The sequence below is a fragment of the Kitasatospora sp. NPDC057518 genome (assembly GCF_042802075.1).
Classification (GTDB): domain Bacteria; phylum Actinomycetota; class Actinomycetes; order Streptomycetales; family Streptomycetaceae; genus Kitasatospora.
Map to the genome: position 1 here is coordinate 1 of NZ_JBHVEU010000117.1, position 21,366 is coordinate 21,366.

Below are 21,366 nucleotides of genomic sequence, written 5' to 3' on the forward strand. Positions count from 1 at the left end.
GTGCTGCTTCGCGCGCTAGATGATCAGGCTGAGCGGCATGATCAGGGCGATGGCGACCACCGAGATCACCGTCTCCATCACCGACCAGGACTTCAGCGTCTGCCCGACGCTCATCCCGAAGTACTCCTTCACCAGCCAGAAGCCGGCGTCGTTGACGTGCGAGAGGAACAGCGAACCGGCGCCGATCGCGAGCACCAGCAGGGCCGCGTGGGTCGAGGACATGTTCGCGGCGAGCGGGGAGACGATGCCGGCCGCGGTGATCGTGGCGACCGTCGCCGAGCCGGTGGCCAGGCGGATCAGCACGGCGATCAGCCAGCCGAGCAGCAGCGCGGAGATGTGCCACTTGCCGGACCACTCGCTGACCGCGTTGCCGACGCCCACGTCGATCAGGGTCTGCTTGAAGCCGCCGCCCGCGCCGACGATGAACACGATGCCGGCGATCGGGCCGAGCGACTTGCCGACGGTGTCGGAGACCCGGGCCTTGTCGAAGCTGGCCGCCTTGCCGAGCGTCACCATGCCGAGCAGGGTCGCGGCGAGCAGCGCGATCAGCGGGGAGCCGATGAAGTCGAACACCCGCTGGCCCAGCGCCTTCGGGTTGTCGATCACCACGTCGGCCAGCGCCTTGCCGAGCATCAGCACGACCGGCAGCAGGATGGTGGCCAGCACCGCGGCGAAGGAGGGGGTGCGGTCGTGCTTGGCCGTCTCCTCGGGGGCGGTGGCCGCCGGGATCTCCAGCGGGCCGACCCAGCGCTCGGCCACCCGGGCGAACAGCGGACCGGCGATGACCAGGGTCGGGACGGCGATCAGCAGGCCGAGCGCCAGGGTGATGCCGAGGTCGGCCTTCAGCGCGTCGACGGCGACCAGCGGGCCCGGGTGCGGGGGCACCAGGCCGTGCAGCACCGACAGGCCGGCCAGGGCCGGGATGCCGACCCGCATCAGCGGCACGTTGCCGCGGCGGGCGACCAGCAGCACGATCGGGATCAGCAGTACGACGCCGACCTCGAAGAACAGCGGCAGGCCGAGCACGGCCGCGATCAGCGCCATCGCCCAGGGCAGCGCCTTGTTGCCGGTGCGGGAGAGCACGGTGTCGGCGATGATGTTGGCGCCGCCCGAGTCGGCGAGCAGCTTGCCGAGCATCGCGCCGAGGCCGATCAGCAGGCCGACGCTGGCGACGGTGGAGCCGAAGCCCGTCGAGAAGCTGCTGAGCAGCTTGTCGAAGGGGGCGCCCGCGACGGCGGCCAGCAGACCGGAGCCGAGCGTGAGGGCGAGGAACGGGTGCAGCTTCAGCTTGGTGATCAGTACGACGATCGCACCGATGCTGAGCAGCACCGCGATCAGCAGCTGGGAGTCGCTGCTGGTGTGCGGCAGGGCCGGTGGGGCGGCCGCCAGCAGAGTGGGGGCAATGCTCACGCGAGGTCTCCATTGACGGGCCGCAGCAGCGCCACGGCCATCTCGACGAGTTCTTCGGGGGACGGGCCCACGTCCAGGGCGGCGCCGCGCTCGTCCGCACCCAGGGGCTCCAAGGTGGCGTACTGGGAGTCGAGCAGCGACGTCGGCATGAAGTGGCCGGTGCGGTGGGAGAGCCGGTCCTCGACCAGCTCGTGACCACCGCTGAGGTGCAGGAAGAAGGCTCCCGGGGCGTCCGCGCGCAGGATGTCGCGGTAGCGGTGCTTCAGCGCCGAGCAGGTCACCACGCCGCCGGTACCGGCCTCGGCCCGCTCCTTGAGCCAGGCGCCGATGGCGCGCAGCCAGGGCGCGCGGTCCTCGTCGTCCAGCGGGATGCCGTCCGACATCTTGGCGATGTTGGCCGCCGGGTGGAAGTCGTCCGCCTCGGCGAAGGGGAGGGCGAGGCGGTCTGCCAGCAGGCGGGCCAGGGTGGTCTTGCCGACGCCCGAGACGCCCATCACCACGATGGTGAGGGGGGACTGCGGGAAGTCGTGGTTCTCGACGCTGAGAGCCATGGGGTGGTGCTCCTTCGTTGCCTGGCCGCCACTATCGCCTCAAAGATATGACGTATTCAAGTGGCGGAAACCAAATCGTCATACTTTTGCGGTGTGGTCTGGGTCGCAGGACGCACGACCCGGACCGCGGGGGCGGCACGACCCGGACCGCGGGGCGGCACGACCACCGCCACAGGGCGACGTGAACGCGCGCGGGGCGGGCGTCTACCCTGGGCGGATGGAGATCCAGGGGCTGCCCGGGCGGCTGCTTGACGAGCTCGGACCGGCGATCGCGTCGGGGGAGGTCCCCGAGGGGGCCGTGCTGCGCGGCGAGGAGCTGGAGCACCGGTTCGGGGTCTCCCGGACGGTGGTCCGGGAGACGGTGCGGATCCTGGAGGGGATGCGCATGGTGGCGTCCCGGCGACGGGTCGGGATCACCGTGCAGCCGAAGTCGGTCTGGGACGTCTTCGACCCGATGGTGATCCGCTGGCGCCTGGCCGGCTCGGACCGGCCCGCCCAGCTGCGCTCGCTCGGCTCCCTGCGGGTGGCCGTCGAACCGGCCGCGGCCGCGCTCGCCGCCACCCACGCGAGCGACGACGACCGGCGCCAACTCAGTTCACTGGCCGTGGATCTGACGGTCACCGCGCGGGCCGCCGACCTGGCCACCTTCCTCGAACACGACATCGCCTTCCACTCCCTGGTGCTGCGCGCCTCCGGCAACGAGATGTTCGCCCACCTCGGGGACACCGTCGCGGCGGTGCTCACCGGCCGGACCGAGTACCATCTGATGCCCGATCAGCCGGAGTCGTACGCGATCCGGCTGCACCGCGAGGTCGCGGAGGCGATCTGCGCCAAGGACGCCGGCCACGCCGAGCGGGCGATGCGGACGATCGTCAGCGGCGCGCTGGAGGAGCTCAACGCCCAGTTGGACTGAACCGGGGCGCCGGAGGCGCCTGCCAGGCCTGCCGGGACGGCAATGACGGCCCGGATGGCACGGTTTGGCGGCAGTTCGGCGGTTATGGAGGCATAGTCCTGGTTCGGCGGGGCAGAGTGAGCCGAGGGGGCGCGTTTCGTGTGCGCCCGTTCCGTATGCTTCACCGAACACGCGCCACGCGCCTGGGGGTCGCTCGATGTCCGTGCCACGCCGCCGCCGTCGCCGCCTACCCGACGAGGTACGCGCCGCCGCAGTCCGGGCGGTGCTCTGCCTGTCCTTCACCCTGGTCGGCGTCGTGGTGGCGACGCTGGCCTCGTACGCGGACAGTTGGCTGCTGACGCCCGCGCTGCTGGCGATGGGGCTGGGGGTGTTCGGCACCATGTGGTGCCTGGTGGAGATCCTGATCTCCCGCCAGGTCGCGGCCCAGCGGATGCAGTCGCCGGGCTCCGCGCACCCGATGGCGGGCAGCCGGGCACCCTCCGAACCGCTGGCCGCACGGCCGTTCCCCCGGCCCGGCTCGTCCTCGGTGTACCGGCAGCCGTACGAGTCGCCGCAGCCGCAACCGCAGCCGTACGGGCCGGGGCGGCAGCAGCCCCAGCCGTACGGGTCGGGGCAGCCGCCGTACGGGAACCAGCAGCCGCCCCGACCGCCGTACCAGCAGCCCTACCAACCGCCGCGGCAGCCACCGCAGCAGCCGCCGCGCCAGGCCCGGGTGCAGCCCAACCACCCGTAGCACCAGGCGGATCGGTCAGTCCCGGAGCGGCAGCGCCCGGTAGTGGGTGGTGAGCCGGCGGTCCTCGTCCAGGACGTGGAAGGCCAGCATCGGCGGGTGGTCGAAGGAGATGCCGGGCCCGCCCTCGAAGGGCAGCGTGACGGTGGAGACCACGCCGGGCGCGATCAGCAGCGGCAGGCCGGCGAAGGCGGTGGCCGCGGAGGTGTGCGCGTGGCCGCAGAACAGGGCGGCCACCCGGGGGTGGCGGCGCAGCACCCGCTCCAGCCGCTCCTCGCCGAACTGGCGGATCGGGTCGACGTACGGCAGGTGCAGTTCCACGGGCGGGTGGTGGAAGGCCACCAGGGCGGGCAACTCGGTGCGGCCGGAGGCGAGTTCGGCGTCCAGCCAGTCCAGCGTCGGCTCGTCCAGCAGGCCGTCGTGCTGCCCGGGTATCGAGGAGTCGAGCATCAGCACGTCGGCGCCCGGCAGTCGGTGCACCCGGTTGACCGGCTCCTCCCCCGGCGCCTCGCCGAGCAGCACCTCCCGGTACGGCGACCTGGAGTCGTGGTTGCCCGGACAGGTGAACACCGGGTGTCGGGAGACCAGGACCTCTGCGACCTGCCGGTACTCCTCCGGCAGGCCCTGGTCGGCGAGGTCGCCGGTGACCAGCACCGCGTCCAGCGGGCCGGGCAGGGCGTCGAGGTACGCCATCACCTGCTCGGCCCGCCGGCGGGCACGCTTGCCGTCGTCCCGGCCCTGGTCCTGGCCGAGGTGGATGTCACTGAGGTGGGCGATCGTCAGCATGACGATCACGCTAGCCAGTTCACGGCTGGGCGGGAACCTCCGCGGGGCGCTTGAACATCCGGGTGGCGGTGATCTCGCCGTGGATGGTCGGGCCGTCCGGGTCCGGCGCGGCGGGCAGGCCCGGGCGCAGGTGCTCCTCGACCGAGATGTACTTGAGGCCGGCCCGCAGGTCGGCGTCGTTGCGCAGGCGGATCACCAGCGGGAACTCGGCGAGCGCGGTGGTGTCGAACAGGCCGGTGGTGTAGATCAGCTGGACGCCGAGCGCGTCGGCCACGGCCCGCTGGAGCTCCAGCAGGTAGGTGGCGTTGGCGCGGCCGATCGGGTTGTCCAGGAACAGCGTGCCGGCGTGCCGCAGTTGGGACTGGCCGCGGTCGTTGGCGCGCAGCGCGGCCATCGTGCAGTACAGCGCGATGGCGGCGGTGAGCAACTGGCCGCCGGAGAAGACGTCGGACATCTGGCCGACGCTGACCCGCTCGGCGCGCAGCACCGCGTCGGGCTTGAGGATCTCGACGCTGACGCCCTTGGGGCCGATCGCGGCGGCGACCCCGCGCAGCAGCAGGGACATGCCGTCGCGGCGCAGGTCGCTGTTCTTCCTGACGGCGGCGCGGGTGGCCTCGTCGATGACCTCGCCCAGGCGCTCGACCAGGGTGGCGTGGTCCGGGTCCTCGAAGCGGATCCGGAGGAACTCCTGGCCGGACCACTCCCCCAGGCCCTCGGGCAGCCGGGAGAGCCGCTGGGCGGCGCGCAGGGTGGTGAGCGAGGACTCGACCAGGCCGCGCAGCCGGTCCACGATCGAGCCGCGGTTCTTCTCCAGCTGGGCGAGCTCGTCGGTGAGCACCCGCAGCCGGGGCGCGAAGGCGGTGGCCCAGGCGGCGGCGTGCTCGGGCAGCGCGGAGGCGGGCAGTTCGCGGATCTGCTGGCGGGCGGGGGTGCGGACGGCCTCGTAGCGGGCCGCGTTGGCGTGCCGGACCAGGGCGTCGGCGGTGTCGCGGACGGCGAGTTCGGAGGAGGACAGTTCACCGGCGGCGGTGCGCAGGGCGCGGCGGGCCTCGGTGGCTCCGGTGCGGGCCTCGGTCAGCGAGCCCAGGTACGGCTCGACCGGGTCGTCCGGGTCCTCCTGGTGGTCGCGCAGGCCGTCGCGGAGCTGGCCGGCCAGCTCGTCGAAGTCGGCGGCGGAGGCCTGGGCGGTGTCGAAGGTCCGCTGGAGGTCGGCGTGGGCGGTGCGGGCGGCGTCCAGGGCCTCGCGGCGCTCGGCCAGGCGGCTGGTGGCGGTGCGCAGCAGGGCCTGGGCGTGCTCCGGATCGGTGGGGACGAGGTCCTCGGGCAGTTCGGTGTGCGCCTCGCCGTCGGCGGGGGCGGAGCGCTCGGCCTCGCCGCGCAGCCGGCCGAGCTGCTCGCTGGCGGTGGCGGAGCGGGCCTCGATGGTGGCGACCAGTTCCTCGGCGCGGGCGGCGGCGGCCTGGCGGGCCGGGCCGTCGGCACCGTCGGGGCTGCCGAGGAGTTCCTCGGCACGGGTGCGCACCTTGTTGGTGAGGCGGTCGAGTTCGGTCGCGGCGGCGGCCTCGTCGCCCTCGGCGCGGGCCTGTTCGGCGCGCAGGTCGGCGCCGACGCCGACCTTCTCGTACAGCTGGGAGGCGGCGCGGTAGGCCTCGCGCAGGGCGGGCAGCGCGGCGGGGGCGGTCTCGGCGGGCTCGTCGGCCTGCTCGGCGGCGGGGATCTCGGCGCGTTCGGCGCGCAGCGCGCGGGCCGTCCGGCGGGCGTCGTCGGCGGCGCGCTGGGCGGCGCGGCGGTCCTCGTCGCAGGTGCGGGCGCGTTCGGCGCAGAGCGCCTGGCGGCGGTCGCACTCGGCGGCGTCCTCGGCGAGTTCGCGCTGGCGGCGGGCCCAGTTGGCGCGCTCGCGCAGCCGGAAGGCGAGGCCGGAGAGGGCGTCGGCGCGGCGGCGGGCGCGCTGGGCGGCCTCGCGGTGCTCCTCGTGGGCGGAGGCGGCCGCGGTGTGGTCGGTCTCGGCCTCGTCGTGGTCGGCGCGCAGGGTGGCCAGGGCGGCGGCGGCCTGCTCGGCGTGCTCGCGGGCGGCCTCGGCGGCGGCGGCGAGTTCGGCGAGGGTGCCGGGCGGGCAGCTGGCGTGCCAGGAGGCGAGGCGGGCGGCGAGGGCGCGGTCGGCGCCGAGGCGGCCGGCCAGTTCGCGGATGTGCTCCTCGCGGGCGCTCGCCCGGGCGCGCAGTTCGCGGCGCTCGCCGTCGGCGGCGGACTCGTCGTGCATGGCCGGGTTCGGCGGCACGAGGAAGAAGGCGGGCTCGTCGGTGATCGGGGCGATCAGCGAGGCGGCGGCGCCGACGGCGACGGTGGAGCGCGGCAGCAGGGCGGCGGCCTGCAGGGCCTCGCGGGCGCGCTCCAGCGAGGACGGGTCGGTGACGACGACGCCGTCGACCAGTTCGGGGCGGGCGGCGAGGATCGCCTCGTGGTCGGCCGGGTCGACGGACTGGGCGAGGTAGCGCCAGCCGGGCAGGGCCGGGATGCCGTGCTCGGCGAGGTACTCGACGGTGGCGAGCACGTCCGGGCCGGGCGGCAGCAGGCCGCCGTCGCCGAGGGCGGCGAGGATGCGGGAGTCGTCGGCGGCGGCCGTGCGGAGGTCGAACAGGGTGCGTTCGGCGGTGGCGATGGACTCGTCGAGGAGTTCGCGCAGGTACTCGGCGTTGCGGTCGAGCAGGGCGGGGGTGAGGAAGCCGGCGTCCTCCTCGGCGCCTTCCTGGTAGGGGGTCAGGGAGAGCAGGTCGGCGAGGCGCTGTTCGGTGGCGAGCAGGGCGGCGGTGCGCTGCTCGGCGGCGAGGGACCGGGCGGCGTCCTTGCGCGCGTCGCCGGCCCGCTCGGCGGCGAGTTCGGCGCGCGAGGTGGCGGCGGCGGACTCGCGCAGCCGGGCGGCGGCGGACTCGGCGGCGGTACGGGCCTGGGCGAGCGCGGCGGAGGCGGCCTTCTCGACGTCGGCGGCGTACAGGGCGGCGCGGGCCGGGTCCACGTCGCCGTCGGCGTCGATGAAGCCGGCCGCGACGGCGGCCTCGGTCTCCTGCTCGACCTCGGCGAGGCGCTGGCGCAGGTGGTCGGCCTCGCTGCGGGCCTTCTGGGCGGCGGTGGCGGCCTCGGTGGCGTCGGTCTGGGCCTTGCCGCCGTCCTGCTGGAGTTCGCCGGCGCGCTCCTCCTCGGTGTCGGCGCGGGACTCGGCGGCCGCGGCGGCGGCCTCCAGGGCGCGGGCCAGGGCGGTCGCGGCGCGGGCGCGGGCGGCGAGCGCGGGGGCGGCGTCCAGCTCGGCCTCGCGGATGGCGGCGGCGACCCGGGCGACCCGGTCGGCGGCGGCGCGCTGGCGCAGCACCGCCTCGGCGGCCTGCCAGGCGGAGTGCAGGGTGCGGGCGTCGATGAGTTCGCGGCGCAGCGCGGCGGCCTCGGCGGTGGCCGCGGTGAGGCTCAGGGTGGCGTGCCGGTGGGTGAGTTCGTCGGTGATCAGGCTGTGCCGGGTGCGGTCGGCCTCGGCGGCGGTGACGGCACCCGCGGCGGCGGCGACCTCGATGGCGAGGTCCTGGGCGCGGTCGCGTTCGGCGGTGGCGCGGGAGGCGAGGGCGTGGGCGAGGCGGCGGGTGCGGCGCTCGGCGGTGCGGTGGGCCTCGCGGACGGTCTCGCGGGCGGTGGTGGCCTCGGCGATGCGCTCCAGGAGGTCCAGCGAGCCGGCGGTGAAGTCGCGTTCGGCGGTGAGTTCGGCGCGGCGGCCGAGCTTGGCGGCGAAGCCGTGCACGAGGTCGGCGAGGCCGTCGGTGTCCCGGGTGTCGGTGACGGCGCGCAGCAGGAGGTCGGTGAAGTCGCTGTCGTGCTTGACCGCGAAGAGGCCGGCCGCCTCGCCCTCGTCGGCGTTCATCTCGCGCTGGTAGCGGAAGAGTTCGGGGTCGAGGCCGAGTTCGCCGAGGTGCTCGGTCCAGCGGTCGTGGCCGTCCTCGAAGACCAGGTCGAGGTGCGGGTGGGCCTTGCCGGCCTCGGTGAGGGCGTCGCGGAAGCCCTTCATGGTGCGGCGGCGGCCGCGGGCCTTCTGGTCGCCGGCCAGGCTGACCCGTTCGGCGACCGGCAGCGAGTCGAGGGTCAGGCCGGGGCCGGGGCGGAAGGAGTACCAGGTCTCGGCGAACTTGCGCGGGTCGGAGGAGACCTGGCGGCCGCGCCACTCGCTGACCTTGCCGACCACGATCGGCTCGCCGGTGACGGTGTGCTGCCACTCCAGGGCGACGTGGCCGCAGTCGTCGGCGAGCAGGAACTTGCGCAGCACGCCGGAGCTGGCGCCGCCGAGGGTGTTGCGGTGGCCGGGGAGCATGACCGAGAAGATCAGCTTGAGCAGGACGGACTTGCCGCCGCCGTTCTCCAGGAAGAGCACGCCGGCCGGGGCGGGGCGGCGGACCGGGCCGTCGGGTTCCTCGCCGAACAGGCCGATCTGCTGCGGGGCCGGGTCGGCGACCGGCTCGCCGACGCCGCGCAGGTCGAGCACCGTGTCGGCGTAGCGGGCGCCGGCCGGTCCGATCGAGTAGAGGCGGACCCGGTTGAGCTCGTACATGTGCGGCTGTTCTCCGTGGCTTGCGTGGCGTGAGGGATGGGCGGCGGGCCGGATCGGGGCGAGTGGGCCGGGGCCGGCGCGGTGGGCCCGGAGCGGGTGGGCTCCGGGCGCCGGGGCTCAGAGGGAGTGGAACGGCAGCCCCGCGTCGGCGACCAGTTCGTCGCCGGTGTCCGGCGGCAGCAGGCTGGCGGTGCCGTCGGAGACCGGGACGATGCCGAGGTCGAGCAGTTCGGCCATGGCCGCGCTGCCCGCCAGGTCGCGCACCTGGAGCTGGTAGCGGGCGGTGGTGCGGTAGGTGCCGCCGGAGTCGTCCGAGACCTTCTGGAGGAAGCCGGAGTCGACCAGGAACAGCACGGCCTTGGCGACGATGCCGATGGTGGAGCCGGAGAGCCGGCGGGCGTCCTTGGTGGCGCCGGTGGCGGTGCGCCGGGCCCAGACCCGCCAGGCGGCCTCCAGGCCGGGGGCGTCGGAGGCCGGGTCGGTGTTGGCGCCGTCCGCGTCGGCCTGCTCCTCCAGGCGGCGGCAGGCCTGGCGGACGAAGGAGTCGACGCCGTTGACGGTGATCCGGCCGAGGTAGCCGTCGTCGGCGAGGTCCTCGGGGCGCGGGAAGGCCATCGCGGCGACGGCCAGGTGGGCGAGGCCGTGCAGGAAGCGGTCGGTGGACTCGGAGGCGGCGCGGCGCGAGTAGTCGCCCATCCGGACGGCGAACAGCGAGTCCTCGGCGGCGGCCACGGCCATGCCGGCCCGCGGGGAGACCTCCAGGACGACCAGGCCCATGCCGGTCGCGATGGCGTCGGCGAGCCGGGCGAACGGCGGGTCCTCGCGGTGGCGGCGCACCAGGTCGGCGTACTCGGCGTCGCGGGCGGGCAGCAGCTTGGCCTGGAGGCCGAAGGAGACCAGTCGGGCGGCGTCCGCGACGTCGGCCGGGGTGATCGGCGCGGGGGCCGCGGGTTCGGTCTCGGCCGCCCAGGACGTGTCGTGGTGGGTCGTCACGGGCGGTGCTCCTCGGGGGTGGCGCGGTGGTTACGGTTCGTCAAGGTTGGTCCCGGCGGGGTTGGTCCCGGCAACGTGTGCTCCCGGCCGGTCAGCCGGCGTCCTTGCGGTCGGCGGCCATGCCGACCGCGTCGAGCAGGGCGCTGCCGACGATCAGGTCGGCGCCGCCGAACTCCCGGTCGCGCAGCGGGGTGCCGTCGTCCACGGCGAACAGCAGCCGCTCCTCGCCCTGGCGGTAGGCGGTGCCGACCGGCGGGCTGGCCGCGTGCACGGCGAGCAGGGCGACCAGGTACGGCAGGTCCGGGTCCTGCTTGCGGGCGTCGGCGAGCAGGCCGGAGAGCCGGCGGGGGGCGTCCGGGGGCAGGTCGAGCAGGAGCATCGCGGACTCCAGCTGGGCCTCGGAGAACCGGCTGTCGTCCGGGGTGGCGACGAGGTCCGGGTCGGGCAGTTCGGCGCCGAGGTGCTCGCGCTCGACCGGCGGGGTGAGCAGCAGGTCGACCAGGTCGGCGACCCGCACCGAGACCGGGGTGCGCAGACCGGCGCCGCGGGCGAAGAACGCGCCGGTGGGGCGGACGGCCTGCTCTATCGGCAGCCGCAGCACGGGGGCGAGCAGCTGCCCGTAGAGGTCGATGCCGCTGCGGGCGCCGGGGGCGGCGAAGGCCTGGCGGTCCTGCTCGGCGCGGAACAGCGGGCCGGCCTCCAGCAGGCGGGTCTGGAGCTGGGTGTGGCGGCGGATGCAGTCCTTGACGATGTCGACCAGCTCGGCGGCGCGGCGCTTGTGCTCGGGGTCCTCGGCCTCGTCGCGGGCCTTGCGGATGTTGGTGAGAATCGCGTTCTCGTGCCGGTAGCGGTCCGCGATGTGGTCCAGCGCCTCCTCGATGAGATCGGGGATGGCGCGCATCCAGTCCACCGCCCGGACGTTGCGGCGGGTGGCGTCCAGGGCGCGGCGCAGCGTCTCGGCGTACTGGACGGTGCGGTAGCGGGCCTGCTCGGCGGCGAGCTGGGCGTCGGCCAGGCGGCCGCGGCGGATCAGCACCTCCAGCTTGACCTCGGCGGCGATCTGGGCCGAGGTGACGTCGGTGTCGAGCGCGCCGACCAGGACGTTGACCGCCTCGTCGGTGGTGCGCAGGTAGACGCCGCCGTCGGGGCCGGGGACCTCCTCGATCAGCTTGAAGTCGTAGTCGCGGCGGACGTACTCGCCGTCCGCGCCGAAGGTGCCGTAGACGGCGCGGAAGCCGCGGTCCACGCTGCCGACGTTGATCAGCGACTCCAGCACCCAGCGGGCGACCCGCTCGTGCTCGACGGCGGGACGGCCGACGGCCTGGGCGGCGACCCGGGGCAGCAGCCGGGCGAGCACTATCTCGCGGTCGGCCCCGGTGTCGAAGTCCATGTGCAGGGTGACCAGGTCGATCGCGGCGAGGCCGACCTCGGCCATCGCGTAGCCGCCGTACTCGCCGGCCAGGTTGACCTTGCGGTTGTCCAGGTCGTGCAGCGGGGCGGTGCAGGCCAGCGCCTTGAGCCGGCGGGCCAGGCCCTCGTCGGCGGCGGGGCCGGGCGCGGGGCGCGCGGCGGCCGGGCCGGCCGGGGGTCGGAGGCCGGGCTCGATGGGCGGGTCTGCGATGGCGGTCACGGTGGACAAGATTAGAGGTTCGCACCGAGTTCGACCGAAACGGACCTTGCGGGCGGGCGGAGCGGCAGGTGGGCGGCGGTTCGGGTGACGGATTCGGAACGTGGTTTCGACGGGATTCCGCCATTCCCGAACCGGTATTCGAGAAAACCGTGAGGGTCGCGCACCGGTTCGGTGATGATCGACCCATGATCACCCGACTGGCCAAAGCGGGCCTCGCCGCCGCGCTGTCCGTGACCACCCTCACCACCGGCGCCGTCCTCGCCACCGGTGCCACCGCCGAGGCCGCGACCCCGGCGGTCCCGACCTCCGCCCAGCACGTGACCGTCTCGCAGAGCGGGAACTACCCCGGCGGGTTCTTCACCACCGGAAACATGTCGGTGTCCTGGACCGTCGCCGGCACCACGGACCTGACCGGGCCGACCCACATCACCCTCGACCTGCCGCCCGGCGTCACCACCGACGGTGCGATGTTCTTCCCCGCACCGGCGGACTACACCTTCACCACCGCCCTCTCCCCCGACCACCGCCACCTGGAGGCCGTGTTCACCGGCACCCGGCCGGTCGGGAGCTACAACTTCATGAAGCTCAACCTGGCCACCACGCCCGGCGTGCCGATCGTCGGCGCGATCACCGCGACGGTCGCCAACCCGAACGACACCGACCCGACCGGGCACGTCTCCGGCTACGACCTCGGCAGCAAGAGCTCCCTGCCGGCGACCGTCCAGGCCGCCCCCGCCGTCACCGGCCTCGACACGGCCACCGGCCCGGGCACCGGCGGCACCGCGGTGACCGTCAGCGGCAGCAACCTGGCCAACGGCATGGTGCTGGTCGGCGGCGTCCCGGCCCCCGGCCGCTGCACCGACACCGCCTGCGCGGTGACCACCCCGGGCGGCACGGGCAGCGCCCCGGTCAGCGTGGTGACGCCCGGCGGCACGGCCGCGGCTCCGGTCACCTTCGACTACACCGGCGCCCCGCCGCCGGCCCCGGCCGCGCCGGTGCTCAGCAGCGTCTCTCCCACCTCCGGCCCGGCCGCCGGCGGTACCCGGGTGTACCTGTTCGGCAGCAACCTGACGTACGGGTCGGTGGCCTTCGGCGGGGTGCCGGCCACCCACGTCTCCTGCGGCCCGGCCGCCTGCACCGCCACGGCCCCGGCGGGCACCCAGCCCGGGCCGGTGGACGTCACGGTCACCACGGCGGGCGGGACCAGCGCGCCGGTGACGTACACCTACACGGCGTAGCGGCCGTACGCGGCGCACTGGCCGCCGTCGGTGCCCGGGTTCCGCGGAGCCCGGGCACCGCCGCGTTCGGGGCGGGGCAGTGCCGCCGCGTCCCCTGCACGACTCCGGCTCGACCCGGTGCGGCCCCGGCCACCCTTCCCGCCGACTCCGCCGGTCCCCGCCTGGGCCCCCACCCACCCCGAAGGCCAGTTGAACACGTTCAAAAGATAGGTCTAGAGTCGGTTCCGCGCAGGCGGGACAAGGCTCCGCCTGCACTTCGGCATGCTCGGCATGGAGGTGTGCGAGATGGACGGCGACTCGGCGGTCATCCTTCGCAAGGTCCGACGGTGGCTCTGGTTCTTCCTGGTCTGCCTGGTGCTCAGCGGTCTCACCGCGTTCCCGCTGGAGACCGAGACCCGCTGGCTGGCGGACTTCGCCGCCGGCCCGGCCGCCCCGCTGAGCGATCACCTCCCCGGCGCGACGGCCTGGATCGACCGGGTCCACACGGGCGTCGCCGAGACCAACGCGCGGTACCCCTTCCTGGCCTACGGCACCGACTGGCTGGCCTTCGCCCACCTGGTGATCGCCGCCGCCTTCTGGGGGCCGCTCAAGGACCCGGTCCGCAACATCTGGGTGATCCGCTGGGCCGTGCTGGCCTGCGGGGCCGTCATCCCGCTGGCGCTGATCTGCGGCCCGCTGCGCGGGATCCCGCTGGCATGGCGATTCATCGATATGTCGTTCGGCGTCTTCGGTGTCATCCCGCTCCTGGTCGTACTGCGGGCGCTGCGCCCGCTGGAGCGCGCGTTCCGGGGGCCGGCGACCGCCGGTTGAGCCCGGGCGGCCCGCGCGCCCGGCTCGCACCCCGGCGCGACCCCGCGCGGCGCCGCCCCGGGGCGTGCGGCCCCGGGCACACGCCGCGGCGCCCGCGGGGCTCCGGGTCACGGGCAACGGCCTTCATCCGCAGGCCCTACCATCTGGCTCAACAGCTGCTGGGAGGCGGACGGGCGTGGCCGATGCGGTGATCGATCTCAATGCGGACCTCGGAGAGGGGTTCGGACGCTGGACCCTGACCGACGACGAGGCCCTGCTGTCGGTGGTGACCAGCGCCAACGTCGCCTGCGGGTTCCACGCCGGGGATCCGTCGACGATGCGCCGGGTCTGCGCGCTGGCGGCCGAGCGCGGCGTCCGGATCGGCGCCCAGGTCTCCTACCGCGACCTGGCCGGCTTCGGCCGCCGCGCGATGGACGTGCCCCCGGAGGAGCTCGCCGACGAGATCGCGTACCAGATCGGCGCCCTCCAGGTGTTCGCCCGCGCGGCCGGCTCCAAGGTCTCCTACGTCAAGCCGCACGGCGCCCTCTACAACCGGGTGGTCGGCGACTCCGAGCAGGCCGAGGCCGTGGTGGCCGGCGTGCTGCGGGCGGGCGCGGTCTGCGACGGGCCGCTGCCCGTGCTCGGCCTGCCGGGCTCGCTGCTGCTGGAGGTGGCCGAGGGTGTCGGGCTCCCGGTGGTCGCAGAGGCCTTCGCCGACCGCGCGTACACCCGTACCGGCACCCTCGTGCCGCGCCGCGAGCCGGACGCCGTGGTGCACGACCCCGAGTCGGTGATCACCCGCGCCGTCGCCATCGCCCGGGACGGCACGGTGGAGGCCGCCGGCGGCGAGCGGATCGCCGTCGAGGCCCGCTCGCTCTGCGTCCACGGCGACACCCCCGGCGCCGCCCAGCTCGCCTGGCGGATCCGCGGCGCCCTGGCCTCCGCCGGGGTCCGGGTGGAGGCCTTCACGTGACACCGGGGACGGTGCGCCGGGTCGGCGAGCGGGCGCTGCTGGTCGAGCTGCCCGGGACGGCCGAGGTGGCCGCCCTGTACGGCTGGCTGAGCGAGCGCCGGGAGTCGGGGGCGCTCGGTGCGGTGGAGGAACTGGTCCCGGCCGCGCGCACCCTGCTGCTGGACGGCGTCGCGGACGTCGACGCGGTCGCGGCCCTGCTGCGCACCGCCCGTCCGACGGCGGCGGCGGCCGGGGTGGCGCGCGGACCGCTGCTGGAGGTCCCGACCGTGTACGACGGCGCCGACCTGGCCGAGGTCGCCGCACTGTGGGGGGTCTCCGTGGAGGCCGCCGTCCGGATCCACACCGGGCCCGAGTACGTCGTCGCGTTCTGCGGCTTCGCCCCCGGCTTCGGCTACCTCACCGGCCTCCCGGCGCCGTACGAGGTGCCGCGCCGGGCCACCCCGCGCAGTTCCGTCCCGGCCGGCTCGGTCGCCCTGGCCGGCCCGTACACCGGCGTCTACCCGCACCCCTCCCCCGGCGGCTGGCAGCTGATCGGCCGGACGGCGCTCGCCCTCTGGGACGCCGACCGCGAGCCCCCGGCCCTGCTCGCCCCGGGCACCCGGGTCCGCTTCACCGCGGAACGGGCCTGAGGGGGAGGCGAGTTGAACGAGCTGGTGGTGGAGCGACCGGGACCGCTGACCACGGTCCAGGACCTCGGGCGGCGCGGGGTCGCCCACCTCGGGGTGCCGAGGGCCGGGGCGCTGGACGAGCCGGCCCTGCGGGCGGCCAACCGGCTGGTGGGCAACGAACCCGGGGCCGCCGGGCTGGAGACCACGCTCGGCGGGGTCGCGCTGCGGGCCGTCGCGGCGGTCCTGGTCGCCGTCACCGGTGCGCCCTCGCCCGTCCGGGTGGACGGCCGGCCGGCCTCCTGGGGCGCACCGGTCCTGGTGCCGGCCGGAGCAGTGCTGGAGGTGGGGGCGGCGACGGCCGGGGTGCGCGGATACCTCGCGGTGGCGGGCGGGATCGACGTCCCGCCGGTGCTCGGCAGCCGCTCGACGGACCTGCTCGCCGGGCTCGGGCCGGCCCCGTTGGCCGCCGGGGACCGCCTGCCGGTCGGCACCCCGCCGCCGTACCGGGCCCGGCCCGAGCTGGTGCCGCTGCCCGCTCCCCCGGCCGAACTGGTGCTGCGGCTGCGGCTCGGACCGCGCGCTGACTGGTTCACCCCGGAGGCGGTGGCCCGCCTCGGCCGCGACCGGTACCTGGTCTCCCCGACCGGCAATCGGGTCGGGCTGCGCACCGAGGGCCCGCCGGTCGCGCGTGCCCGGGACGGCGAACTGCCCAGCGAGGGAATGGTGTTGGGCGCGGTGCAGATTCCGCCGGACGGCCGGCCGGTGGTGTTCCTGGCCGACCACCCGACCACCGGCGGCTACCCGGTGATCGGCGTCGTGCCGGCCGCCGACCTCGCGGCCGCCGCCCAGGCCCGGCCGGGGACGCCGGTGCGCTTCGTACCCCTGCGGGAGCGCTGAGCGGGAGCACCGGGCGACCCACGACCCCGCTCACCCCTGTTCGAGCGCCTCCGCCGCGGCGGCCGCGAAGCCGTCCGGGTTGTCGACCATGATGTTGTGCCCGCAGTCCGGCACCGCGACCACCCGCACTCCGGCCGCGCGGAGGGCGTCGGCACCGGCGGGCTCGCCGTCCGCCGCCGGGTGGAGGAAGGTGCACGGGAGGTCGAGGCCGAGCAGCAGCTCGCGCATGGTCGGTTCGGTCGCCCTGGCGAGGTGGCGGGCGCTGCGGTGGAGCGCCTCCGGCCCGGCCAGCCGCATGGTGGACCACCAGAACGGGCCGACCCGCTCGGCGACTTCGCCCAGGCCGCCGGCCAGGAACTCCTCCTCGTCGTAGGCCGCGATGCCGCTGCTGCCGGGGCGGCGCCGGTCGGGGTCGATCCGGTCCAGGTTGGCGTCCACCAGGAGCAGCCGCTCGACGAGGTGCGGGTGCCGCCGGGCGAGGACGATCGCGACCGCCCCGCCCATGCTGTGGCCGACCACCTCGACCCGGTCCGGCCCGGCGGCCGCGACCGCCGTCGCGACCGCGTCCGCGTGCTCCTCCAGCGTGTAGCCGAAGTCCGTCGGCCGGTCGCTGAGGCCGAAGCCGAGCAGGTCCAGCAGCAGCGAGCGCCGCCCGGCCAGCAGCGGGTGGGCGGCGGCGGCCGCGAAGTAGGCCGGCGAGCTGGAGCCGAGCCCGTGCAGGTAGAGCCGGACCGGCTCGGCGCCGGGCAGCTCGACCCAGCGGATCCGGTCGCCGTTCGGGGTGACGGGGGCCTCGCGCATGCTCACTCGCTCCTCATTCCTGGGGGGCCGGCTCGGGGTGCCGGCCCGGGGGTTTCCGGCGGACGAGCAGGACCATACCTCGAACCCGAGGTATCACGATAGCGAGATACCCACGCCCCGAGGGACGGATCTGGGAGAGTGGCCCCATGCTGAAGCTCGCCATCCTCGGATTCCTGTACGACCGCCCCCTGCACGGCTACGAGCTGCGCCGCCACCTCGCCGCGCTCACCGGGCACGTCCGACCGATCAGCGACGGCACGCTCTACCCCGCGATCAAGCGTCTGGAGGCCGACGGCCTGCTGGTCCGCGAGACCGAGCCGGGCAGCGCCGCCGCGCCCCGGCACACCCTGCACCTCACCGGAGCCGGCCGCGCCGCGCTGCTCGACCGGCTGCGCGAGCCCGAACCGCTCGACGTCAGCGACGAGAACCGCTGGTTCACCCTGCTCGCCTTCCTGCGGCACCTCGCCGACCCCGCCGCCCAGGCCGCCGTGCTCCGCCGCCGACTGGCCTTCCTCGCCGAGCCGGCCAGCTTCTTCTACGAGGGCGACCGCCCGCTCGGCGCCGAGGAGTTCGACGACCCCTTCCGGCGCGGCCTGCTGCTCGTCGCCCGCGCCACCACCGAGGCCGAACTCGCCTGGTTGCACGCGACCCTGGCCGACCTGGAGGACGGCCCCCGGTAGGCCGACCCCGAACGCGCCGCGGCCCGCGCGGCCTGCCGACGCCCTCTTTCCCCGCCCACCCGTCCGTGTTCCGATGAACGGCATGGCAGACGAACGACGCGATGGCTACGACGGAACGGGCGAGGGTGCGATCACCCCGGACGGCTGCGCCGTCGAAGTGTGGACCCGCCTCCCCGCGGGCGACGCCCCGGACGTGATCGAGGCGGCGGTGCCGCCCGGCGCGCACATCCTCGAACTCGGCTGCGGCGTGGGCCGGATGACGCACCCGCTGACCGACCGGGGCTTCACCGTGACGGCCGTGGACGAGTCCGCCGACATGCTGGCCCGGGTCCGCCCGGACGTCCGCACGGTGCGCAGCCCGATCGAGGCGCTGGACCTCGGCGAGCGCTTCGACGTCGTCATGCTCGCCTCCTTCCTGGTGCACGCCGGTGACGTGACGGTCCGCCGGGGCCTGCTGGAGACCTGCCGCCGGCACGTCGCCGAGGACGGCTGCGTGCTGGTGCAGCGCGAGGGCGAGGACTGGCACCGGAACGTGCCGCGGGAGAGCTCGATCGGCCCGGACGGGCGGGCCCGGCTGGTCTCCGCCACGCCGGTCGGCGACGGCGTCAACTCCGTGCGGTTCGAGTACGTCTTCCCGGACGGCACCTGGACCCAGACCTTCCTGTCCCGACCGCTCAGCACCGAGGCGTTCGAGCAGGCGCTCGCGGAGGCCGGTCTGGTGGTCGAGCGCTACCTGACGGCGGACCGCACCTGGGTCCGGGCGCGGCCGGTGCTGTAACTCCCGGCCACCGCCGGAGCGGCAGGGGCCCTGTGCGCAAAGCCGGAACAAAGGGTGAACAAAGAACTGTCACTTTCACCCCGTACCATCAGCCGCGCGCCGGGCTCGCGCGCGGCCCGCGGGCCGGGCGGGTCACGGTGGTCCCGCACGCCCATCCGACCCGCAAGGACCCGCCCATGCCGCCCCTGCCCCTCGCCCGACGGATACCCCCGGCGGGTGCCCGGTGATCGATTGGTTCCACGGGGCCGTCCTCGGCCTGATCCAGGGGCTCACCGAGTTCCTGCCGGTCTCCTCCAGCGCCCACCTGCGGGTCTTCTCGGCCCTGCTCGGCTGGGACGACCCGGGTGCGGCCTTCACGGCCGTCACCCAGCTCGGCACCGAGACGGCGGTGCTGATCTACTTCCGCCGGGACATCGCCTCGATCATCAAGACCTGGGCACTGTCCCTGTTCCGGCCGGCGCTGCGCTCGGACCCGGACGCGCGGATGGGCTGGTTCGTGATCATCGGCACCCTGCCGATCGGCATCCTGGGCAAGCTGTTCCAGGACACCATCGAGACCCACCTGCGCGACCTGCGGATCATCGGCACCACGCTGATCGTCTTCGGCCTGATCCTGGCCTTCGCCGACCGCACCCGGGCCGTCCGCCACGCCCGTCCGATCACCGACCTCACGCTGCCGCACGCGGGTGTCTACGGCTTCGCCCAGGCACTGGCCCTGATCCCGGGCGTCTCCCGTTCCGGCGGCACGATCAGCGCGGGTCTGCTGCTCGGCTACAGCCGGGAGGCGGCGGCCCGCTACTCCTTCCTGCTCGCCATCCCGGCGGTGCTCGCCTCCGGGGCGCTGGAGCTGTTCAAGATCGGCGAGGGACCGGCCCCGGCCTGGGGGCCGACCATCCTGGCCACCGCGATCGCCTTCCTGGTCGGCTACGCGGCGATCGCCTGGTTCCTGAAGTACATCTCGACGCACAGCTTCCTGCCGTTCGTCGTCTACCGGGTGCTGCTCGGCGTTCTGATCATCGGACTGGTTGTCGGCGGCGTCCTGACTCCGGACGCGGGCGCGGTGAAGTAGAACCGGGTTCCACAAACCAGGACCCGCGGAAACGAGTGGGCCGGGACACCGACACGGTGTCCCGGCCCACCGAACGTTGTGGACCCTAACGCCCGAACTCCCGGGCGGCGGTCAGCCGGCCGCGTACGGCGGCGTGGACCTCGGCCTCCTCGGCCGGGTCGGCGGCAAGCCTGCGCAACCGCTCCAGCACACGCGCGTCGCCCGTGGTGGCGACATGGCGCGCGGCGAGCTCACGCGTGGACTCCTCGCAGTCCCAGAGGCACTCGACGGCGGGCCCCTCGGGAAAGTGCACGTCGGTCGCGGCCAGCGCCTGGGCAGCGCGTCCGCGCAGCTCGGAGGAGGCGGCCTCCCCGTAGACGTGGCGCAGGACCGGGACGGCGTCGGCGGCGGCCAGCCGCCCCGCACCGTCGACCAGCGACCCGAGCCCGGTACCGCTGACCCCGCGCACGGAGATCCAGCGGCGCAGCCCGGCCACCACCAGCGGCGCGTCGGCCGGCTCCCCGGCGTCGGCGAGCAGCTGGACGGCGGCCTCGCCGAGCGCGCTGTCGGCGCCGCCGCTGGCCGGGTCGGCCCAGCGGCGCGCCTGCGTCAGCACCTCGGGGCCGCGCATCCGGCCGAGCAGCTCCAGGGCGGCCCGGACGATCCGGTCGTCCACGTCCGCGGCGGCGGCCTCGATCAGTTCGACGGCGGCCGGGTCGCGCTGTTCCACCAGGTGGCGCAGGGCGGCCCGGCGGGCGCCGGGCAGGCCGTCGCGGGCCGCTTCCAGCAGCAGCGGGCGGTCCTCCGGCCGGACCACGGCGGTCAGGCAGCGGGCGGCCGCGGCGGCGCGGCGGTCCACCGCGTCGGGGCCGGACGGCGAGTCGGGGCCGCGCACGGGCTCCGGGCGGGCGTCGGGCCGGCCGAGGAAGGCGCCGGCGCCGAGGCCGCCGAGTTCGCCCTGGTCGGCCCAGGCCAGCACGTCGGCGGTGGACCAGCCGGGGGTGACCCCGCTGCGGTTGATCTGGCGCTGCCACAGGTCGAAGGGTGACTGCTCGCTGGCCGCCGCCACTCTGGGGTGGTAGGCCGCCCAGAGCCGCCAGGGCCGGGGCTCGTACGCGTTGCGGATGAACTCGCGCAGCTCGGCGTCGCCCTCGGGGCCCGGCTCGAAGTGGTCCAGTACGGCGGTGCCGAGCAGCAGCAGGCCGCGGTCGTCGTCGCGCAGGGCCAGCTCGTCGAGGGCCCACGCCCAGTTGGCGCCGGTGGCGGCGTACTCGCGCAGCATCAGCAGCGCGTCGCGCCGGCCGTACGCGGCGAGGTGGCCCAGGACGGAAAGGGCGAGGCCGGTGCGGCTCTCGTCGTCGGTGACCAGGTCCTCGGCGGAGTGGAGGTGGTCCTCGATGCCCTCGAGGGGGGCTTCCAGGTCCATGTAGATGCGCGCGTAGTAGAGGGAGCGGCTCTCGACCTGCCAGTCGGCTCGCGGGTCCCTGGTGACGCACTCCTCCAGCGCGGCGATGGCCTCGGCACGGTCGGCGGCCAGCGCGTGGAGCTGCCCGTCACCACGGCCTCGCTGAAGGAGGCCTAGGAGGCTGGCACTGGGTGCTATCACTGGCTCGAACATGAGGTCAGCATCCGTTGCGGCGGTCGGAGTGGCAACGGGATTTCCGTCGCCGGGGTCTCTGGTCGGTACTGCGGTGGGCGCCCGGGCGCCGGAATCACCGAAGGTTACCGCCTCGGGCCCCCGTCCGCACACAGGGCGACGACGGCTCCGGCCACAGTGGCATATGCCAGCGGAAATTTTGCCCGCGTTCTGTCGAAATCACCCACAGGGGTGACAACGCTGTGCGACAGTCTTCTCACTGTCCGAACGGCCCGCACACCGCGGGCCGTGTACCGAGCGATAGGTCCGCCATGAACATGCCATTAGGCGCCACCCGCCCGCCGGGAGCCGCCCACGTGGAC

The 21,366-nt window shown here is 75.0% G+C and carries 18 protein-coding genes; 10 read left to right on the forward strand and 8 right to left on the reverse strand.

The genetic code is table 11. The annotated features are described in order from the left end of the window. Positions 1-15: 15 nt before the first annotated feature. Together ACFU7Z_RS14855 and ACFU7Z_RS14860 are read right to left on the reverse strand one after the other, a co-directional pair. On the reverse strand, positions 16-1,404 hold the full coding sequence (locus tag ACFU7Z_RS14855; protein WP_380777765.1) for a gluconate:H+ symporter: 1,389 nt from the start codon (positions 1,402-1,404) through the stop codon (positions 16-18). A gap of 2 nt (positions 1,405-1,406) precedes the next feature. Further along, a complete protein-coding gene (locus ACFU7Z_RS14860) occupies positions 1,407-1,961 on the reverse strand; it encodes a gluconokinase (RefSeq protein ID WP_380777755.1) in 555 nt (184 codons plus the stop codon). A gap of 217 nt (positions 1,962-2,178) precedes the next feature. On the opposite strand from ACFU7Z_RS14860, the gene ACFU7Z_RS14865 reads away from it, so the two are divergent. Both ACFU7Z_RS14865 and ACFU7Z_RS14870 read left to right on the forward strand, forming a co-directional pair. Further along, positions 2,179-2,874: a FadR/GntR family transcriptional regulator gene (locus ACFU7Z_RS14865; RefSeq protein WP_380777756.1), complete on the forward strand. Its 696-nt coding sequence runs from the start codon at positions 2,179-2,181 to the stop codon at positions 2,872-2,874. A 196-nt stretch (positions 2,875-3,070) separates the two neighbouring features. Further along, the gene (locus ACFU7Z_RS14870; protein ID WP_143204763.1) at positions 3,071-3,607 is read left to right on the forward strand and encodes a hypothetical protein; all 537 of its coding nucleotides are present in this window, start codon (positions 3,071-3,073) and stop codon (positions 3,605-3,607) included. A 15-nt stretch (positions 3,608-3,622) separates the two neighbouring features. Here the strand turns inward: ACFU7Z_RS14870 and ACFU7Z_RS14875 are convergent, their stop codons facing one another. From ACFU7Z_RS14875 to ACFU7Z_RS14890, 4 genes are all read right to left on the reverse strand, one after another. Then, positions 3,623-4,390, reverse strand: coding sequence for a metallophosphoesterase (locus ACFU7Z_RS14875; protein WP_380777757.1), 768 nt, complete (start codon positions 4,388-4,390; stop codon positions 3,623-3,625). A gap of 19 nt (positions 4,391-4,409) precedes the next feature. Further along, a complete protein-coding gene (locus tag ACFU7Z_RS14880; RefSeq protein WP_380777758.1) occupies positions 4,410-8,972 on the reverse strand; it encodes a hypothetical protein in 4,563 nt (1,520 codons plus the stop codon). Positions 8,973-9,089: 117 nt separating this feature from the next. Continuing rightward, entirely contained in the window at positions 9,090-9,965 is an 876-nt protein-coding gene (locus tag ACFU7Z_RS14885; protein WP_049658421.1) for a hypothetical protein, read from the reverse strand. Positions 9,966-10,056: 91 nt separating this feature from the next. Further along, positions 10,057-11,595 carry a hypothetical protein gene (locus ACFU7Z_RS14890; RefSeq protein WP_369808353.1) on the reverse strand — a complete coding sequence of 513 codons (1,539 nt, stop codon included), beginning with the start codon at positions 11,593-11,595 and terminating at the stop codon, positions 10,057-10,059. Positions 11,596-11,780: 185 nt separating this feature from the next. On the opposite strand from ACFU7Z_RS14890, the gene ACFU7Z_RS14895 reads away from it, so the two are divergent. The 5 genes from ACFU7Z_RS14895 to ACFU7Z_RS14915 all read left to right on the forward strand — a co-directional run bounded on the left by ACFU7Z_RS14895 (position 11,781) and on the right by ACFU7Z_RS14915 (position 16,100). Further along, positions 11,781-12,833, forward strand: a complete 1,053-nt coding sequence (locus tag ACFU7Z_RS14895; protein ID WP_380777759.1) for an IPT/TIG domain-containing protein — start codon at positions 11,781-11,783, stop codon at positions 12,831-12,833. Positions 12,834-13,118: 285 nt separating this feature from the next. Then, positions 13,119-13,643 carry a hypothetical protein gene (locus ACFU7Z_RS14900; protein ID WP_380743948.1) on the forward strand — a complete coding sequence of 175 codons (525 nt, stop codon included), beginning with the start codon at positions 13,119-13,121 and terminating at the stop codon, positions 13,641-13,643. Positions 13,644-13,818: 175 nt separating this feature from the next. After that, entirely contained in the window at positions 13,819-14,595 is a 777-nt protein-coding gene (locus tag ACFU7Z_RS14905) for a LamB/YcsF family protein (protein ID WP_234348727.1), read from the forward strand. Further along, complete coding sequence (pxpB, locus tag ACFU7Z_RS14910; protein ID WP_380777760.1) at positions 14,592-15,224, forward strand: 5-oxoprolinase subunit PxpB; 633 nt, start codon at positions 14,592-14,594, stop codon at positions 15,222-15,224. Before ACFU7Z_RS14905 ends, pxpB begins: the two co-directional genes overlap by 4 nt. A gap of 12 nt (positions 15,225-15,236) precedes the next feature. Next, positions 15,237-16,100, forward strand: coding sequence for a biotin-dependent carboxyltransferase family protein (locus tag ACFU7Z_RS14915; RefSeq protein WP_380777761.1), 864 nt, complete (start codon positions 15,237-15,239; stop codon positions 16,098-16,100). A 30-nt stretch (positions 16,101-16,130) separates the two neighbouring features. Here the strand turns inward: ACFU7Z_RS14915 and ACFU7Z_RS14920 are convergent, their stop codons facing one another. Then, on the reverse strand, positions 16,131-16,901 hold the full coding sequence (locus ACFU7Z_RS14920; RefSeq protein ID WP_380777762.1) for an alpha/beta fold hydrolase: 771 nt from the start codon (positions 16,899-16,901) through the stop codon (positions 16,131-16,133). 146 nt (positions 16,902-17,047) lie between these two features. On the opposite strand from ACFU7Z_RS14920, the gene ACFU7Z_RS14925 reads away from it, so the two are divergent. The 3 genes from ACFU7Z_RS14925 to ACFU7Z_RS14935 all read left to right on the forward strand — a co-directional run bounded on the left by ACFU7Z_RS14925 (position 17,048) and on the right by ACFU7Z_RS14935 (position 19,428). Next, positions 17,048-17,581, forward strand: coding sequence for a PadR family transcriptional regulator (locus tag ACFU7Z_RS14925; RefSeq protein WP_375876688.1), 534 nt, complete (start codon positions 17,048-17,050; stop codon positions 17,579-17,581). 82 nt (positions 17,582-17,663) lie between these two features. Next, positions 17,664-18,359, forward strand: a complete 696-nt coding sequence (locus tag ACFU7Z_RS14930) for a class I SAM-dependent methyltransferase (protein ID WP_380777763.1) — start codon at positions 17,664-17,666, stop codon at positions 18,357-18,359. 226 nt (positions 18,360-18,585) lie between these two features. Beyond that, the gene (locus ACFU7Z_RS14935; protein ID WP_375876712.1) at positions 18,586-19,428 is read left to right on the forward strand and encodes an undecaprenyl-diphosphate phosphatase; all 843 of its coding nucleotides are present in this window, start codon (positions 18,586-18,588) and stop codon (positions 19,426-19,428) included. 85 nt (positions 19,429-19,513) lie between these two features. Here the strand turns inward: ACFU7Z_RS14935 and ACFU7Z_RS14940 are convergent, their stop codons facing one another. Next, complete coding sequence (locus tag ACFU7Z_RS14940) at positions 19,514-21,025, reverse strand: HEAT repeat domain-containing protein (protein WP_380777764.1); 1,512 nt, start codon at positions 21,023-21,025, stop codon at positions 19,514-19,516. Positions 21,026-21,366: the final 341 nt, after the last annotated feature.